General features: G+C 65.5%; 17 protein-coding genes. 12 read left to right on the forward strand and 5 right to left on the reverse strand.

The window, feature by feature from the left end; genetic code table 11:
* The first annotated feature begins 20 nt into the window (after window positions 1–20).
* Together AB7008_RS15945 and AB7008_RS15950 are read left to right on the forward strand one after the other, a co-directional pair.
* The gene (locus tag AB7008_RS15945; protein WP_028156995.1) at window positions 21–554 is read left to right on the forward strand and encodes a PRC-barrel domain-containing protein; all 534 of its coding nucleotides are present in this window, start codon (window positions 21–23) and stop codon (window positions 552–554) included.
* A gap of 23 nt (window positions 555–577) precedes the next feature.
* Window positions 578–1,891 carry an MFS transporter gene (locus tag AB7008_RS15950; RefSeq protein WP_028156996.1) on the forward strand — a complete coding sequence of 438 codons (1,314 nt, stop codon included), beginning with the start codon at window positions 578–580 and terminating at the stop codon, window positions 1,889–1,891.
* A 35-nt stretch (window positions 1,892–1,926) separates the two neighbouring features.
* Here AB7008_RS15950 and AB7008_RS15955 read toward each other — a convergent pair whose 3' ends face one another.
* The 4 genes from AB7008_RS15955 to fixL all read right to left on the reverse strand — a co-directional run bounded on the left by AB7008_RS15955 (window position 1,927) and on the right by fixL (window position 5,389).
* Window positions 1,927–2,625 carry a helix-turn-helix domain-containing protein gene (locus tag AB7008_RS15955; protein WP_041956095.1) on the reverse strand — a complete coding sequence of 233 codons (699 nt, stop codon included), beginning with the start codon at window positions 2,623–2,625 and terminating at the stop codon, window positions 1,927–1,929.
* Between the two features lie 159 nt (window positions 2,626–2,784).
* Window positions 2,785–3,207 carry a response regulator gene (locus AB7008_RS15960; protein WP_041955905.1) on the reverse strand — a complete coding sequence of 141 codons (423 nt, stop codon included), beginning with the start codon at window positions 3,205–3,207 and terminating at the stop codon, window positions 2,785–2,787.
* 43 nt (window positions 3,208–3,250) lie between these two features.
* Entirely contained in the window at window positions 3,251–3,868 is a 618-nt protein-coding gene (gene fixJ, locus AB7008_RS15965; protein WP_028150099.1) for a response regulator FixJ, read from the reverse strand.
* A 3-nt stretch (window positions 3,869–3,871) separates the two neighbouring features.
* Window positions 3,872–5,389, reverse strand: a complete 1,518-nt coding sequence (gene fixL / locus AB7008_RS15970; protein WP_304494651.1) for a sensor protein FixL — start codon at window positions 5,387–5,389, stop codon at window positions 3,872–3,874.
* 205 nt (window positions 5,390–5,594) lie between these two features.
* Here fixL and AB7008_RS15975 point away from each other — a divergent pair, with 205 nt between their 5' ends.
* From AB7008_RS15975 to ccoS, 10 genes are all read left to right on the forward strand, one after another.
* A complete protein-coding gene (locus AB7008_RS15975; RefSeq protein ID WP_304493256.1) occupies window positions 5,595–6,428 on the forward strand; it encodes a universal stress protein in 834 nt (277 codons plus the stop codon).
* A 42-nt stretch (window positions 6,429–6,470) separates the two neighbouring features.
* The gene (locus AB7008_RS15980; RefSeq protein ID WP_304493257.1) at window positions 6,471–6,896 is read left to right on the forward strand and encodes a CBS domain-containing protein; all 426 of its coding nucleotides are present in this window, start codon (window positions 6,471–6,473) and stop codon (window positions 6,894–6,896) included.
* Window positions 6,897–7,179: 283 nt separating this feature from the next.
* Window positions 7,180–8,829: a cytochrome-c oxidase, cbb3-type subunit I gene (ccoN, locus tag AB7008_RS15985; RefSeq protein ID WP_028157002.1), complete on the forward strand. Its 1,650-nt coding sequence runs from the start codon at window positions 7,180–7,182 to the stop codon at window positions 8,827–8,829.
* Between the two features lie 10 nt (window positions 8,830–8,839).
* Window positions 8,840–9,574, forward strand: a complete 735-nt coding sequence (ccoO, locus tag AB7008_RS15990) for a cytochrome-c oxidase, cbb3-type subunit II (protein ID WP_041955898.1) — start codon at window positions 8,840–8,842, stop codon at window positions 9,572–9,574.
* Window positions 9,575–9,587: 13 nt separating this feature from the next.
* The gene (locus tag AB7008_RS15995; protein WP_014497064.1) at window positions 9,588–9,752 is read left to right on the forward strand and encodes a CcoQ/FixQ family Cbb3-type cytochrome c oxidase assembly chaperone; all 165 of its coding nucleotides are present in this window, start codon (window positions 9,588–9,590) and stop codon (window positions 9,750–9,752) included.
* A 6-nt stretch (window positions 9,753–9,758) separates the two neighbouring features.
* Complete coding sequence (ccoP, locus tag AB7008_RS16000) at window positions 9,759–10,634, forward strand: cytochrome-c oxidase, cbb3-type subunit III (protein WP_041955896.1); 876 nt, start codon at window positions 9,759–9,761, stop codon at window positions 10,632–10,634.
* 112 nt (window positions 10,635–10,746) lie between these two features.
* Entirely contained in the window at window positions 10,747–12,213 is a 1,467-nt protein-coding gene (gene ccoG / locus AB7008_RS16005; RefSeq protein ID WP_441259048.1) for a cytochrome c oxidase accessory protein CcoG, read from the forward strand.
* 15 nt (window positions 12,214–12,228) lie between these two features.
* Window positions 12,229–12,714, forward strand: coding sequence for a FixH family protein (locus AB7008_RS16010; RefSeq protein ID WP_441259049.1), 486 nt, complete (start codon window positions 12,229–12,231; stop codon window positions 12,712–12,714).
* Between the two features lie 11 nt (window positions 12,715–12,725).
* A complete protein-coding gene (locus tag AB7008_RS16015; protein WP_441259050.1) occupies window positions 12,726–14,915 on the forward strand; it encodes a cation-translocating P-type ATPase in 2,190 nt (729 codons plus the stop codon).
* Entirely contained in the window at window positions 14,915–15,082 is a 168-nt protein-coding gene (gene ccoS / locus AB7008_RS16020) for a cbb3-type cytochrome oxidase assembly protein CcoS (protein ID WP_014497059.1), read from the forward strand. The genes AB7008_RS16015 and ccoS overlap by 1 nt, the downstream gene beginning before the upstream one ends.
* On the opposite strand, the gene AB7008_RS16025 is transcribed toward ccoS, so the two are convergent.
* Window positions 15,079–16,281 (reverse strand): MFS transporter, encoded by a 1,203-nt coding sequence (locus AB7008_RS16025; protein WP_441259051.1) that lies wholly within the window; start codon window positions 16,279–16,281, stop codon window positions 15,079–15,081. The two genes, ccoS and AB7008_RS16025, sit on opposite strands and share 4 nt — an antisense overlap.
* Window positions 16,282–16,304: the final 23 nt, after the last annotated feature.

A 16,304-nucleotide genomic window follows, 5' to 3' on the forward strand; every position in this document is an offset into this window, starting at 1 on the left:
GCGCCTGCGAGGAGGGTATCATGCGTACCGCCGGATGGTTGGTTCTGAGCGCGGCGATCGTCGCGGGATTGACGGTCGCCGCATCGCGTGCCGCGGAGGAACCGTCCGCGGGCCCAACGACGCCCCCCAGCGAAGCGAACGCACCGGCCACGGTGCAGCCGCCGGCCTCTACCGTGCCGGTCACGCCGAAGGACGCCGCGCCGCCGCCGTCCGTGACCATCATCGGTGCGAGCGACGCCCATGGCGTGCTCGGCCGCGACGTGCGCAGCGCCGCCGACGAGGACATGGGCCGCATTGTCGACATCATCGTCGACCGCACCGGCCATGTGCGCGCCGCCGTGATCGATTTCGGCGGCTTCCTCGGCGTCGGCAGCCGCAAGATCGTGGTGGACTGGAACGCGATGCGGTTCGGCAAGATTGCCAACAAGAAGGACAGCATCACGCTGGAATTGACCAAGGCGCAGGTCGCAGCCGCGCCGGAATACAAGGAAGACACGCCGATGGTGGTGCTCGGCGCGTCCGGCAGCCTGCAGCCGCTGCAAGCGATTCAGTGAGGCGCGGGGAGGGATGGCCGCCGGTGCTGTTGTCGAGGAAGCCGAACCACGCAGATCGCGATAGCCGCGTTGAACGGTACAACGTCGCCGCGCCGCCGCCTGCGGGCCTTCCGGCGCCGTCGCGCCAGAGCCTGCGCGGCCTCGACTGGTTCATCTTCTTCCTCGCCGACGTGCAGACCGGGTTCGGCCCCTTCATCGCGGTCTATCTTACGACGCAGAAATGGACCCAGGTCGAGATCGGCCTCGTGCTGTCGATCGGTGGCATCGTCGCGCTGATCGGGCAGATGCCGGGTGGCGCGATCATCGATGCCGCGAAATCCGAGCGGCTGGTCGCAGCCCTTGCGATCGCGACCATCGGCTTTTGCGCGCTCGCCTACGCGGCGATGCCGATCTTCCCCGTGGTGGTGGCCGCGGCCACGCTGCATGCGGCAGCGAGCTGCGTGCTGGGGCCGGCGATCGCGGCGATCAGCCTCGGCCTCGTCGGTCCGCTTGCGATCGGCGAGCGGCTCGGCCGCAATGCGCGCTTTGCGTCCCTCGGCAACGGCGTCGCCGCAGCCGTGATGGGCACGGCCGGCTATCTGCTGTCGAGCCGCTCGGTGTTCCTCGTCACCTTCCTGCTGGCGATTCCGACCCTGATCGCGCTGTCGCGCATCCGCGAGGAGGAAGTGGACATCGCACGCTGTCACGGCGAGATGCCGCGCGAGGCGCCGGTTCCGGGCGACACCAATATCTGGCACCTGATCCGGCAACGCCCGCTCATCGTCTTCGCGCTGAGCGTGCTGCTGCTGCAATTGGCGAACGCCGCGATGATGCCGCTGATGGCGAGCGCGGTGACGGCGCGGTCGAGCCAGTGGGCAACCGTGCTCGTCGCCTTCTGCATCGTCGTGCCGCAGGCGATCGTGGCCCTGCTATCGCCGACGGTCGGGCGCAAGGCGCAGCTCTGGGGCCGGCGCCCGCTGCTGCTGATCGGATTCGCTGCGCTGACGATCCGGGGCCTTCTGTTTGCGACCGTGCGCGATCCCTATCTGCTGGTCGCGGTGCAGGTGTTCGACGGCATCACGGCGGCGGTGTTTGCGGTGATGATCCCGCTGATCGTGGCCGACGTCGCCTTCGGCAGCGGCCATTTCAATCTGGCGCAAGGCATCGTCGGGACCGCGACCGGCATCGGGGCGTCCTTGAGCACGGCGCTCGGCGGCTATGTCAGCGACAAGTTCGGCAATGCCACCGCCTTCATCGGGCTGTCCGGCGTCGCCGCGACCGGGCTTTTGCTGATCCTCTTTGTGATGCCGGAAACCCGGCGCACCGGCATGGTCGCGCCAAAGAAAATGGCCGGCTGAACAGCCGGCCAAGTGGGTGGGGAGGAAAAAAGCGATCAGGCGTCGAGATTGTGCAGGCGCTGACGGTTGCGCAGCACGATCTGGCGGGCGCCGGAAAATCCCAAAATGCCCTGGGTGTGAAGCTGCGACAGCGCGCGCGACACGGTCTCCAGCGTCAGGCCGAGATAGTCGCCGATGTCGCGGCGGCACATCGGCAGCGCCATCATGCCGGCTACCGCAAGGCGGCGGTCCATCTCGAGCAGGAAGGTTGCGACGCGCTCCATTGCGGTCTTGCGTCCGAGCAGCAGCATGTGGTCTTCGGCGTGGCGTAGTTCGCCGGCGGTCATGGCCCAGAGCTTGCGGGCGACCTGCACGTCAGTGCCGGCGGCCTTCTCCAGGCTCGCGCGCTTCACCAGGCGCACGGTCGTGTCGATGATGGCTTCAGCGGCGAGGCGGTGGCTGGGACCGGATTCAAGGCCGAACACGTCACCGGGAAGATGGAAGGAGCCGATCTGGCGGCGGCCGTCGGAGAGCAGCTTGTAGCTGCGCACCGCGCCGGTGACGACCTGATAGACATATTCGGCCGGCTCGTCCTCGCCGTAGATCTCCTCGTCCTTGCGGTAGGAGAACTCCGTGGCGACGAGGCCGACATGGCCGGCGATCGCGCCGAACTGGTCGGAGACCGGATGGGCAGGAGCGATCTTGCCACGGACTTGCGTGTTGATCGCCTGGGTGTTGAGCGTCTCGGTCAGCATCTGCGCCATCTCCGTTGTGATGACGCTTTGGTACGCGGGTTCGGGCGTTTCGAAAATTTCGCGAGATATCTTAAGGGGGGGCCCTTACGTAGAATCCCTTAGGTCACGGGAACGCGTAGCCCGGATGGAGCGAAGCGAAATCCGGGCTACGAAACTTCCCTAGTTCCCGCGGCCGCCCCGGATGGCGTGGCGGATGGACTTGACCAGGGTTTCGTCGAGAAGCGGCTTCAAGATCACGTCCTTGACGCCTGCGGCGGCCGCCCGGGCCGAGATATTCCCATCGGGATAGCCGGTGATCAGGATCACGGGCGTGCCCTCGTCGGACTGGCGCAACCGGCCGGCCAGCTCGATGCCGTTGATGTCGGGCATCTTGTAGTCGATCACGTAGCAGTCCGCCCCCTGCGCGCCGCTGGCATTCAGCAGCGCGGTGGCATTCCTGAAGGTCCGCACGGCAAAGCCGTCGGTTTCCAGCAGGAATTGCAGGGATCCCAGCACAGCGGCATCATCGTCGACCACGTAGACGGTGGGCTTTGCGGATGACGTCATTGGAAGCCGCTGATGGTGCGAGCCGATCTCGATCATCCCATCTGGCTAGCACGGCCCGGGAGAATGATTTTGACCTGCCTCAATCCTTCAGCATCCCGGCGCGCATCGCCAGCCGGACCAGCTCCGAGAGGCTGTTGGCCTGCATCTTGGTCATGACGTTGGCCCGGTAGACCTCGATGGTGCGGGGGCTGATGTCGTATTCACGGGCGATCAGCTTGTTGGAGAGGCCCGCGATCAGCCCTTCCATGACCTGGCGCTCGCGCGGGCTGAGCGAGGCGACGCGGGCGGCGATGTCCTGCGAGATCGCCTCGTTCTTCGCCGCCGGCTCCGCCTGTCGGATCGCCGTCTCGATCATGGTGGTGAGGCGGTCGTCCTCGAACGGCTTCTCGAGAAAGTCGACCGCCCCCAACTTCATCGCCTCGACCGCGAGCGGCACGTCGCCATGGCCGGTCATGATCAGGATCGGGAACGGGCTTTGCTGCGCCTTCATCCGCTTCAACAGCTCGATCCCGTCGATACCAGGCATGCGCACGTCCGAGACGACGCAGCCGAAGGCGAGGCCGGGCAGGACATCGAGGAAGGCTTGCGCATCGTCAAACAGGGTGACGCCGAAGCCGGAGGAATCCAGCAGGAAGTTCAGCGAGTCCCGCATCGCCTCGTCGTCATCGATGACGTAGACATGTCCCTTGGTCGTCATGGATCAATTCTCATCGGCTGCCGGGAGAGTGAAGCGGAATGTCGCGCCGCCCGATGGGTTGCTCTCGGCCCACATGCGTCCGCCGTGAGCCTCGATGATCGAGCGGCTGATGGACAGTCCCACGCCCATGCCGGTTTCCTTGGTGGTGAAGAAGGTCTGGAACAGGTTAGGAATGACGTCGCCCTGGAAGCCGGAGCCGGTGTCGGACACCTCGACCTCGATCATGTCGTCGCCGACGCGGGTGTTGGCGACGACGAGCTCGCGCTGCGGCGATTGCGCCATCGCTTCCAGCGCGTTGCGGAACAGGTTGACCAGCACCTGCTGGATCTGCACGCGGTCGGCGAGCACGAGATCGGCGTCGGGATCGAGGTTGAAGCGGAGTTGCACGTTCTGTTCGCGTGCGCCGGCGAGCCCGAGCGCGCCGGCTTCCTCGATCAGCTTGGACAGGCTCTCGACCCGCTTCTCGGACTCGCCGCGGGAGACGAAGTCGCGCAGGCGGCGGATGATCTGGCCGGCGCGCAAGGCCTGCTCCGCGGCGCGATCCATCGCACTTTCGATCTTCGGCGTGTTGGGATCGGTGCTGCCGGCCAGCAGCCGCCGCGATCCCTTCATGTAATTGCTGATCGCCGCCAGCGGCTGGTTGATCTCGTGGGCAAGCGCCGAGGCCATCTCACCCATCGCGGTCAGCCGCGACACGTGGACGAGCTCGGACTGCAGTTCCTGGAGCCGCGCCTGGGTCTGCTGGTGCTCGGTGAGGTCGCGGACGAAGCCGGTGAAATAGGGTTCGCCGGCGGACTGCATCTCGCCGATCGACAGGTGCATCGGAAAGGTCGTGCCGTCGCGGCGCTTGCCGGTCACGATGCGGCCGATGCCGATGATGTGCGGATCGTTCGTGCTGCGATAGCGCGCGATGTAGCTGTCGTGGCGGGTGCGGTCGGGCTCCGGCATCAGGATGCTGACGTTCTGGCCGATCGCCTCCTGCTCGGACCAGCCGAACAGGCGCTCGGCGGCGGTGCTGAACAATTGCATGATGCCGCGACCGTCGATGACGATCATGGCGTCGGGAATGGTGTGAAGGATCGAGCGGAGGTGGGTCTCACGCGTGCGCAGGGCTTCCTCGACCTGCTTCTCCTCGTCGATATCGAGAAAGATGCCGCTGAGATGGCGCGCGACGCCGGATTCGTCTCGGATCAAGCCGGCCCGGGCCCTGATCCATTTGCCGCGGCCGGAGTTGCCGGAAATCCTGAAGGAGACGTCGAAGCCGCCGCCATGCTCGGAGACCTGCTTGATCGCGTTCTCGACGCGCGCGCGGTCGTCGGGCTCGAGGCGCGACAGGAAGAGGTCGTAGCTTGCCGGCTGGCCCCGCTCGATACCGAGCAGCATCCTCGCGGTTTCCGACCACTCCAGCTCGCGCGTCGTCAGGTCAAGATCCCAGGTGCCGACGCCGAACCCCTCGATCCGGACCCGGAAATGCTCGCCACGACTGTCGTCTGGCGGATGCGTTACGCGGGTCGGCGACAAGCGATGACTCCCATCTTCGCGCGGCGGGCGTGGTGCCGCGAACATGACCGCAATTTCGCCCATGGACCGGCCCGAGGCAAGTTCGGATGTCTGATTCCATTGGCGGATTTCGCTCAAGGCCGCGTCCGGCGATTTGATCTACCTCATCCTGCCTTGTGGCGACGAGGCTAGATTCTGCGGCAGTTCATTGCCCCGGAGAGCCCTAATGACATACGCGACAGTGATGGTCAGCCTGGCGCTGGATCAGCCCAACAATGCGCGTCTTCAGGCCGCAGGCGAGCTCGGCGAACGATTCGAGGCCACCATTGTCGGGGTCGCCGCGGCGCGGTTCGCCCCGCCGCTTTATTTCATCGGAGGCGCCGAGGCCCAGCGTCTGATCGATCAGGAGGAGGCCTCCGTCAAGAGGTGCCTCGCCGCTCTGGAGGCGGAATTCCGCGCCGCGACCAGGACTCGCAGCAGGCCCGTGGAATGGCGCAGCGCCATGGATTTTCCCTCACGATTCGTGCTGGCGCAGGCGCGGTGCGCCGACATCGTCGTCAGCGGCGGGCACAGCCCGGCCTTTTCCGATGCGTTTTCGCTTGTGAGCCCCAAGGATCTGGTGATGCAGGCCGGCCGACCGATTCTGGTCGTGCCCGATAAGGTCAACTGGCTCGATCTGCGCAGCGTGCTGGTGGCATGGAAGGACACGCCGGAGGCGCGGCGCGCGGTGGCGGACGCTCTGCCGCTGCTGCGCAAGGCGAGGGACGTCGCCATCGTCGAGATTCCGGAGCGCGATGACGACCGTTCGGCGGTGATGGCCGGCGTCACCGACGTTGCCGCCTGGCTCGCCCGTCACGGCGTCACCGCGAGCGCTCGCGTCTCGGAGGCCGTGCGGAACGCAACCGCTGCCGCGCAGTTGGAGCAGGTCGCCGGCGACGTCGGGGCCGGCCTGATCGTGGCGGGCGCCTATGGTCATTCGCGATTTCGCGAGCTGATCCTCGGCGGCGTCACTGAATATCTGGTCACGCAATCCGCCCGCAGCGTGCTGCTGTCGCACTGACGGCCGCCCGGCCCAAAAAAAGCTAATCGAGGAGGACACGCCGTGTACAAGTTTCTTGAGCAGACCGTGGACGGCTACATGACGCGCAACGTCAGGACAGCGCGGCGCGACCAGGACCTGCTTACGCTCAGCGAGATGTTCGAGCGTGATGATTTCAACTCCTATCCGGTCGAGGACGACGGGCAGGTGGTCGGGATCGTCACCAAGTTCGACATCCTGAAGTGTTTCGCGTTCTCGCCGAGCCAGATGCTGCCGCGCTATCACGACCTGATGAGCCGCAGGATCGGCGACGTCATGACGCCCGAGTTCATCTATGTCAGCCCCGACACGCGGCTGACGCGCGTGCTCCAGATCATGGTCGAGCACCGCATCAGGAGTATCATCGTGCTCGACGGCGCCGAGAAGCTGGTCGGAATCATAGCCCGCGAGGACGTCATCAAGGCGCTCAAGGCGACGGCGCAGGAGTGAAGGAGTGCTTCTTCCCTTCTCCCCTTGTGGGAGAAGGTGGCGCGCGTAGCGCGCCGGATGAGGGGTGTCTCTCCGCGGCAAGACTTTCGCTGCGGAGCCAACCCCTCACTCGAATGAGGTCGCCGCACCGTCGTCGCTGCCCTCTCCCACAAGGGGAGAGGGCACTTCAACTCGCAGCGCGACGGCTCACATTAACAGAAATCCATCTCCCTTGATTTCAATCAATTCCCCGCGAGGATGAATGTGGTTTCTGGCGGCGTGTTCTTTCGAGAGAGAATCCGCGATGCCCCAGCCCTCCATCTCCAAATCGATGACAGCAGGTGAAAGCGGCCTGGCTGTCGTGTTCGCGGTCACCGCCTTCCTCTGCGTGATCGCCGCGGCCAAGGCGCTCGATACGCCGTTCGCTTTCCACGCCGCGCTCAGCGCGGCGGCGAGCGTGGCTGTGGTCTTTGGCATCGTCAACCGCTACTTCGACCGCCCGGCGGAGTTGCCACCCGCGGAGATCAACGGCCGCCCCAACTACAATATGGGTCCGGTCAAGTTCACCGCGATCATGGCGATGTTCTGGGGCATTGCCGGCTTCCTCGTCGGCCTCATCATCGCCTCGCAACTGGCGTGGCCCGCACTGAACTTCGATCTGCCCTGGACCAGCTTCGGTCGTCTGCGTCCGCTGCACACCTCCGCGGTGATCTTCGCCTTCGGCGGCAACGTGCTGATCGGCACGTCGCTCTATGTCGTGCAGAAGTCCTGCCGGGTGCGCCTTGCGGGCGACCTCGCGCCCTGGTTCGTCGTGATCGGCTACAATTTCTTCATCCTGATCGCCGGCACCGGCTATCTGCTCGGTGTCACCCAGTCGAAGGAATATGCCGAGCCGGAATGGTATGCCGACCTCTGGCTCACCATCGTCTGGGTCGTTTATCTGCTGGTCTTCCTTGCCACGATCATCAAGCGCAAGGAGCCGCACATCTTCGTCGCGAACTGGTTCTATCTCGCCTTCATCGTGACGATCGCGGTCTTGCACCTCGGCAACAATCCCGCGCTCCCCGTCTCGGTGTTCGGCTCGAAATCCTATGTCGCCTGGGGCGGCATCCAGGACGCGATGTTCCAGTGGTGGTACGGCCACAACGCGGTCGGCTTCTTCCTGACCGCCGGCTTCCTCGCCATCATGTACTACTTCATCCCGAAGCGCGCGGAGCGGCCGATCTATTCCTACCGGCTGTCGATCATCCACTTCTGGGCGCTGATCTTCCTCTACATCTGGGCCGGCCCGCACCATCTGCACTACACGGCGCTGCCCGACTGGACGCAGACGCTCGGCATGACCTTCTCGATCATGCTGTGGATGCCCTCCTGGGGCGGCATGATCAACGGCCTGATGACGCTGTCGGGCGCCTGGGACAAGCTGCGCACCGACCCCGTGCTGCGCATGCTCGTGGTCTCCGTCGCCTTCTACGGCATGTCGACTTTCGAAGGCCCGATGATGTCGATCAAGGTGGTGAACTCGCTCAGCCACTACACCGACTGGACCATCGGCCACGTCCATTCCGGCGCGCTCGGCTGGGTCGGCTTCGTTTCCTTCGGCGCGCTGTACTGCCTGGTGCCGTGGGTGTGGAATCGCAAGGGCCTCTACAGCCTGAAGCTCGTCAACTGGCACTTCTGGATCGCGACGCTCGGCATCGTTCTCTACATCTCCGCGATGTGGGTGTCTGGCATCCTGCAGGGCCTGATGTGGCGCGCCTACACCTCGCTCGGCTTCCTCGAATATTCCTTCATCGAGAGCGTCGAGGCGATGCATCCCTTCTACATCATCCGCGCCGCCGGCGGCGGGCTGTTCCTGATCGGCGCGCTGATCATGGCCTACAATCTCTGGATGACCGTTCGCGTCGGCGAACAGGAAGTCCAGATGCCCGTCGCGCTTCAGCCGGCGGAATGAGGAGCCTTCCATGTCGTTCTGGACACGCCACCAAATCTTCGAAAAGAACTCGATCGTCCTGATCGTCGGCATCTTGCTGGTGATCGCGATCGGCGGTCTCGTCGAGATCACGCCGCTGTTCTACCTCAAGAGCACGATCGAGGCGGTCGACGGCGTCAGGCCCTACTCGCCGCTGGAGCTTGCAGGCCGCAACGTCTATGTCCGCGAAGGCTGCTATCTCTGTCATTCGCAGATGATCCGCCCGCTGCGCGACGAGGTCGAGCGATACGGCCACTTCTCGCTCGCCGCCGAGAGCATGTACGACCACCCGTTCCAGTGGGGCTCGAAGCGTACCGGTCCGGACCTCGCCCGCGTCGGCGCCAAATATTCCGACGACTGGCACGTCACCCATCTGACCAACCCGCGCGCGATCGTGCCGCAGTCGGTGATGCCGGGCTATCCGTTCCTGAGCCAGACCGAGGTCGACCCCGATACGATCGCCGACCACATGAAGACGCTCAAGGCCATCGGCACGCCCTACACCGACGACCAGATCGCCAACGCGGGCGCCGACCTGAAGGCCCAGGCCGATCCCGACAATGCCGGCTCCGACGCCTTCGGCAAGCGCTACGCCAAGGCCGTCGTGCGCAATTTCGACGGCAAGGCCGGTACGCCGACCGAGATGGACGCGCTGATCGCGTATCTGCAGATGCTGGGCACGCTGGTCGACTTCAAGCTCTACAACGAGAAAGCCAATCTTCGCTGAGAAGGCATCACCGATGAAAGCCATCCTGACACTCGACAATCTCGCGTCCGGTCTGGTGACCACGATCTGGACGCCGGTGTTCGTCGCGATCTTTCTCGCGATCATCGCCTACGCATTATGGCCCCGCAACAAGGCCGCTTTCGACGAGGCGGCGCGTCTGCCGTTGCGGGAGGAGTAAGAGATCATGACCGATCATCATGGCGACATCGATTCCGTCACCGGCAAGTCCACGACCGGACATGAGTGGGACGGCATCAAGGAGCTCAACACGCCGCTGCCGCGCTGGTGGGTGATTTCATTCTACCTCACCATCGTCTGGGCGATCGGCTACTGGATCGTCTATCCGGCCTGGCCGCTGATCTCCAGCAATACCACGGGCCTGTTCGGCTATTCCTCGCGCGCCGACGTCGCGGTCGAGCTCGCCAATCTCGAGAAGGTCCGGGGTGACAAGATGGCGGCGCTGGGTGCGGCTTCGCTCGCCGACATCGAGAAGGACCCGGCCTTGCTGGCGCTCGCGCGGGCCAAGGGCAAGACCGTGTTCGGCGACAATTGCGCGCCGTGCCACGGCTCGGGCGGCGCCGGCGCAAAAGGCTTCCCGAATCTCAACGACGACGACTGGCTGTGGGGCGGCACGCTCGACCAGATCATGCAGACCATCCGGTTCGGCGCGCGTTCCGGCCATGCCAAGGCGCATGAGGGGCAGATGCTCGCCTTCGGCAAGGACGGCGTGCTGAAGGGCGACGAGATCGTCACGGTGGCCAACTATGTGCGCTCGCTGTCGGGCCTCTCGACCCGGAAGGGCTTTGATGCCGCCAAGGGCGAGAAGATCTTTGCGGAGAACTGCGTCGCCTGCCACGGCGACGGCGGCAAGGGCAATCCGGAGATGGGCGCCCCGAACCTGACCGACAAGATCTGGCTCTACGGCTCGGACGAAGCGAGCCTGATCGAGACCATCAGCCAGGGCCGCGCCGGCGTGATGCCGGCCTGGGAAGGGCGGCTCGATCCCGCCACCATCAAGGCGATGGCGGTCTATGTCCACTCGCTGGGCGGTGGAAAATAGCCTGCTTGCGACAAGCGGGGGCGCACAAAGGTGCCCCCGCTTGAGCTGGATCAACTGACGCGCTCGCGCCGGGTCTACGTTTAATCGCACCTTTTCGAGAAGCTTCTTGGCGATGAACAAGACCGTGAACCCGAACGACCTCACATCGAACGATGACGACGGGCCGCTCTACGTGGCCCAGAAGAAGGTGTATCCCCAGAGCGTCTCCGGTACCTTCCGCCGGATCAAATGGGGCCTGATGGCGTTCTGCCTCGGCGTCTACTACTTCCTGCCGTTCGTGCGCTGGAATCGCGGCATCGGTGCTCCCAGCCAGGCGGTGCTGATCGATCTTCCCAACAGCCGCTTCTACTTCTTCTTCATCGAGCTGTGGCCGCAGGAGGTCTACTACTTCACCGGCCTGTTGATCGTCGCCGCCGTGGCGCTGTTCCTGATGAACTCGGTCGGCGGCCGCATCTGGTGCGGCTATCTCTGCCCGCAGACGGTGTGGACCGATCTGTTCTACGCCGTCGAGCGGCTGGTCGAGGGCGACCGGCGCGAGCGGATGAAGAAGGACAAATCGTCCGATCCGATGAAGCTGGAGCGCATCTCCGAGATCGTGCTCAAGCATTCGATCTGGCTCCTGATCGCCTGGTGGACCGGCGGCGCCTGGGTGCTCTATTTCAACGACGCGCCGACGCTAGTGAAGGAGCTCGTCACCTTCCAGGCGCCTGTCATCGCCTATATCTGGATCGGCATCCTGACGGCGACGACCTATTTGCTCGCCGGCTTCATGCGCGAGCAGGTCTGCACCTATATGTGCCCGTGGCCGCGCATCCAGGCGGCGCTCACCGACGAATGGGCGCTCAACGTCACCTACCGCTACGACCGCGGCGAGAAGCGCACCTCGGTGAAGAAGGCGATCGAGCTGCGCGCACTCGGCGAGCATGTCGGCGACTGCGTCGACTGCTATCAATGCGTCGCGGTCTGCCCGACCGGCATCGACATCCGCAACGGACCGCAGCTCGAATGCATCCAGTGCGGGCTCTGCATCGATGCTTGCGACAACGTGATGACCAAGATCGGCCGGCCGAAGCGGCTGATCGGCTACGACAACGACATCAACATCCAGCGCCGCCAGGAAGGCAAGGCGCCGGTCTATCGCATCGTCCGGGCGCGCACCGTCGCCTACAGCGCGATCATCGCGGCGGTCGGCGGCATCATGATCTACACGCTCGCGACCCGCAGCCTGCTCGACGTCAACGTGCTGCACGACCGCAACCCGGTCGCGGTCAGGCTCAGCGACGGCTCGATCCGCAATGCCTATACGGTCCGGCTGCTGAACAAGAGCGGCTATGACCGCGTCATCGCGATCGACGCCAACGGTCCGGCCAACCTGACCACGCATGTCGTCGGTATCGATTCCGTGACGCCGGATAGGCCGATGATCGTGATCCCGCGCGACTCCACCAGCGAGCTGCGCCTGCTGGTCACCGCGCCGGCGGAAAGTAATCCGGAAAAGTCTATCCCCGTTCGCTTCCACGTCACCGACATCGGGCTCGGCGAAGTCGCCACCGCCACCGACAATTTCGTCTCGCCCTAGGATCAGGAGACTGCCATGGCCACCAAGCCGCTGACCGGAACAAAAGTGTTCCTGATGCTGGTCGCCTTCTTCGGGCTCGTGATCGGCGTCAACCTGACCATGATGAAGCTCGCGATCGCGACGCTGCCCGGCACCGATGTCGATAGCCCCTATGCCGCGGGCCTCACCTACGACCGCGAGATCTCGGCAGCACAAGACCAGGCCGAGCGCAGCTGGAAGGTCAGTGCCCATATCGAGCGCCGCGCCGATGGCGCTGCCACGCTTCAGGTCGAGGCGCACGATGCGAACGGCCAGCCGATGAGCGGCCTGAAATTCGGCGGTCGCCTGGAGCGGCCGATCGACAAGCGCGCCGATCTCGCAGTCGAGCTGTCGGAAGCCGGCATCGGCATCTATCGCGGCAATGCCACGTCGGTTGCGCCGGGGCAGTGGGATCTCGTGATTGAGGGCGAGGCGCGAGGGACACGCGTGTTCATGTCGCGCAACCGCGTGATCCTGAACTGAGGGAATTCGTCATGCAGGTCACGCGGGATTTTTCGCATTACGTCCGGGCCGCGGGCGAGGGCATCAAGCACATCGATCTCGCGGTCGAGGGCGTTCACTGCGCGGGCTGCATGGCCAAGATCGAGCGCGGGTTGTCGGCCATCCCCGACGTTACGCTGGCGCGCGTGAATCTGACCGACCGCCGCGTCGCGCTGGAATGGAAGCAGGGCACGCTCGACCCGGCCCGCTTCATCGATCGGCTCGAGGAACTCGGCTACAAGGCCTATCCTTACGAGACCGAGAGCGCGGAAGCGACGGAAGTGGCGGAATCCCGCTTCCTGCTGCGCTGTCTCGGCGTCGCCGCGTTCGCCACCATGAACGTGATGATGCTGTCGATCCCGGTGTGGTCGGGCAACGTCTCGGACATGCTGCCGGAGCAACGCGACTTCTTCCATTGGCTGTCGGCGCTGATCGCGCTGCCGGCGGCGGCCTATGCCGGCCAGCCGTTCTTCCGCTCCGCCTGGCGCGCGCTGTCGGCCAAGACCACCAACATGGACGTGCCGATCTCGATCGGCGTGTGCCTTGCGCTCGGCATGTCCGTGGTCGAGACCATCCATCACGCCGAGCACGCCTATTTCGACGCGGCGATCATGCTGCTGACGTTCCTCCTGGTCGGCCGCTTCCTCGACCAGAACATGCGGCGGCGAACCCGCGCGGTCGCCGGCAATCTCGCCGCGCTGAAGGCGGAGACGGCGGCCAAGTTCGTCGGGCCCGACGAGATTTCGCAGGTCCCGGTCGCGGCGATTCATCCCGGCGACATCGTGCTGCTGCGGCCCGGCGAGCGTTGCGCCGTCGACGGCACGGTGATCGAGGGGCGTTCCGAGATCGACCAGAGCCTGATCACCGGCGAGACGCTCTATGTCACGGCGGAGCAGGGCACGGCGGTCTATGCGGGCTCCATGAACATCTCCGGCACGCTGCGGGTGCGGGTCTCCGCGGCGTCGGAGGCGACGCTGCTCGCCGAGATCACGCGGCTGCTCGACAACGCGCTGCAGGCGCGCTCGCGGTACATGCGGCTCGCCGACCGCGCCTCGCGGCTCTACGCGCCGGTGGTGCATGCGACGGCGCTGATCACCATTTTGGGCTGGGTCATTGCGGGTGCCGGCTGGCACGATGCGATCGTGACCGGCGTGGCCGTACTGATCATCACCTGTCCCTGCGCGCTCGGGCTGGCGATCCCGACCGTGCAGACGGTAGCCTCGGGCGCGATGTTCAAAGCGGGCGTGCTGCTCAATTCAGGTGACGCCATCGAGCGGCTGGCCGAAGCCGACCACGTCATCTTCGACAAGACCGGCACGCTGACGCTGCCCGATCTCGAGGTGATGAACGCGGCCGACATTCCCGCCGACATCTTCGAGCTCGCCGGTCGCCTCGCGCTATCGAGCCATCATCCGGTCGCCGCCGCCGTTGCGCTGGCCGCGGGTGCAAGGTCGCCGATCGTTGGTGCAGTCGAGGAGGCCGGGCAGGGCGTGCGCGCTGTGGTGGATCGTGTCGAGCTTCGCCTTGGCCGTCCGTCCTTCTGCCGCGCCGAGGCGCTGGTCGGCAGTGCCACGCTCGATCCTGAGGCCTCCATCGTTGCTTTCAGCAGGGGCAACGAAAGGTTCATTCTGTCGGTGCGCCAGGGTCTGCGGCCGGACGCGCAGGCCGTGATCGCGGCGCTGAAGGCGCGCAATATCGGCATCGAGATTCTCTCCGGCGACCGTGAGCCCGCGGTGATCGCGGCGGCCCATGCGCTGGGCATCGCCGAATGGCGCGCCGGCGTCACGCCGGCCGACAAGATCGCGCGGATCGAGGAGCTGAAGCGGCGCGGCGCCAAGGTGCTGATGGTCGGCGACGGCATGAACGACGCGCCCTCGCTGGCCGCGGCCCATGTCTCGATGTCGCCGATCTCGGCTGCGCATCTCAGTCAGGCGACCGCCGATCTCGTCTTCCTCGGCCGGCCGCTGGCACCTGTCGTCGCCGCCATCGATTCCGCGCGCAAGGCGCTGCACCTGATGCGGCAGAACCTCTGGCTGGCGATCGGCTATAACGTCCTCGCCGTGCCAGTCGCGATCAGCGGCGTGGTGACGCCCCTGATCGCTGCTGCCGCCATGAGCGGATCCTCGATCCTGGTCATGCTGAATTCGCTGCGCGCCCGCAACGCCTCGCGGGAGATCGTGTGATGGAAATCCTGGTGATCCTGGTGCCGCTGGCGCTGATGCTCGGAGGCGCGGGTCTCGTCGCCTTCCTCTGGTCGCTGCGGAGCGGCCAATATGACGATCTCGACGGCGCGGCCTGGCGCGCCATCGCCGACGACGAGCCGCCGCAGGACGCCCCGGTCAAGCGCTAGCGCTTCAAGCTGAAGGTGAGCAGAGCTGCCGCGGCAAGGGCAATGCCGACGCCGGCGACACAGGCGTGCCAGCCGAAGCTGTCGAACAGGCGCCCGAGCAAGGCCGTTCCGACCAGCCCGCCGCAGAAGTAACAGGCGAGATAGGCCCCGCTGGCGACACCGCGGTTGTCGGTTGCCGCCTGTCCGACGAAGCCGGTCGCGGCAGCCTGCGCAAAGAAGGTGCCGACACCGACCAGGACCATTCCGGTGAGGACTTCGCCGAGATGCGGCGCCAGCATCAGCGGCAGGCCGAGCCCGGCGACAACGAGCGAGCCCCAGATCGTCGGCCGCGTGCCGAGACGCGATGCCACCTTGCCGGCCAGCAAGGTCGTGACGACCGAGGGCAGGAAGACGAAATAGACGAGGCCGAGGTCCATCATGCCGAGAGACAACGGTGGCCGGACCAGCACGAAATTGACGAATGTGAAGGTGCCGATGAAGGCGAACAGGATGCAGAAGCCAATGCCGAAGGCGGCGCGCAGCCGTGGATTGCGCCAATGCGCGATCGTGGCTTCGAGTGGCGATGCCGCGGGCATCATGGCGCGCATCGGCTGCACGCGCCGGATGGTGAAATAGACCAGCGCCGCGCCGGCCAGGTTGAGGGCCGCGAAGACATAGAAATTCCAGGCAAGGCCAAGGCTGTCGGCGACCGCCGCCGAGACCAGCCGGCCGATGAGGTTGCTGGCGACATTGCCGGTGATGTAGGCGGCGAAGGCGCCGCCGGCGTCCATGGCGCTGCATTGCTCGCCGAGATAGGCCAGCGTGAGCGCGAAGGCGGACGCCATGCACAGCCCCTGCGCGACCCGCAAGGCGGTGAAGACGGCAAGGTTTGGCGCGGACGCCAGCAGGCCGGTGGGGACCGCCAGCAGCGTCAGGCTGAGCAGGATGCCGGTCCGCCGGTTGATGTGCGGGCTGAAGAAGCCGACGACGAGGCTAGCTATCGCCATGCCGAAGGTGCTGGCATTGACGGCAAAACCCATCGCAGCGGGCGTGACGCCGTAGTGGCGCGTCAGGGAGGGCAGGATCGCCTGGGTTGCGAACAGATCGACGACGGTCAGGAATGCGGTGAGCCCGATCACGAGCGAGCGAAGCGCGAGACCCGGGGAATGCGCATCCATGGTCATCGCGCCCGGTTTGATGGGAGCGGAGAGATCAGTCATGGCGTGCTTGTCCTGTTGAGGAT

This window comes from Bradyrhizobium sp. 521_C7_N1_3, from assembly GCF_052075975.1.
GTDB classification, from domain to species: Bacteria; Pseudomonadota; Alphaproteobacteria; order Rhizobiales; family Xanthobacteraceae; genus Bradyrhizobium; species Bradyrhizobium japonicum.

Bases quoted from the DNA above. Each gene is read 5' to 3' on its own strand.
- AB7008_RS15945 (WP_028156995.1), top strand. From the start codon at position 21: ATGCGTACCGCCGGATGGTTGGTTCTGAGCGCGGCGATCGTCGCGGGA.
- AB7008_RS15955 (WP_041956095.1), bottom strand. From the start codon at position 2,625: ATGCTGACCGAGACGCTCAACACCCAGGCGATCAACACGCAAGTCCGT.
- AB7008_RS15960 (WP_041955905.1), bottom strand. From the start codon at position 3,207: ATGATCGAGATCGGCTCGCACCATCAGCGGCTTCCAATGACGTCATCC.
- fixJ (WP_028150099.1), bottom strand. From the start codon at position 3,868: ATGACGACCAAGGGACATGTCTACGTCATCGATGACGACGAGGCGATG.
- AB7008_RS15975 (WP_304493256.1), top strand. From the start codon at position 5,595: ATGACATACGCGACAGTGATGGTCAGCCTGGCGCTGGATCAGCCCAAC.
- ccoN (WP_028157002.1), top strand. From the start codon at position 7,180: ATGCCCCAGCCCTCCATCTCCAAATCGATGACAGCAGGTGAAAGCGGC.
- ccoO (WP_041955898.1), top strand. From the start codon at position 8,840: ATGTCGTTCTGGACACGCCACCAAATCTTCGAAAAGAACTCGATCGTC.
- AB7008_RS15995 (WP_014497064.1), top strand. From the start codon at position 9,588: ATGAAAGCCATCCTGACACTCGACAATCTCGCGTCCGGTCTGGTGACC.
- ccoP (WP_041955896.1), top strand. From the start codon at position 9,759: ATGACCGATCATCATGGCGACATCGATTCCGTCACCGGCAAGTCCACG.
- ccoG (WP_441259048.1), top strand. From the start codon at position 10,747: ATGAACAAGACCGTGAACCCGAACGACCTCACATCGAACGATGACGAC.
- AB7008_RS16010 (WP_441259049.1), top strand. From the start codon at position 12,229: ATGGCCACCAAGCCGCTGACCGGAACAAAAGTGTTCCTGATGCTGGTC.
- AB7008_RS16015 (WP_441259050.1), top strand. From the start codon at position 12,726: ATGCAGGTCACGCGGGATTTTTCGCATTACGTCCGGGCCGCGGGCGAG.
- ccoS (WP_014497059.1), top strand. From the start codon at position 14,915: ATGGAAATCCTGGTGATCCTGGTGCCGCTGGCGCTGATGCTCGGAGGC.
- AB7008_RS16025 (WP_441259051.1), bottom strand. From the start codon at position 16,281: ATGACTGATCTCTCCGCTCCCATCAAACCGGGCGCGATGACCATGGAT.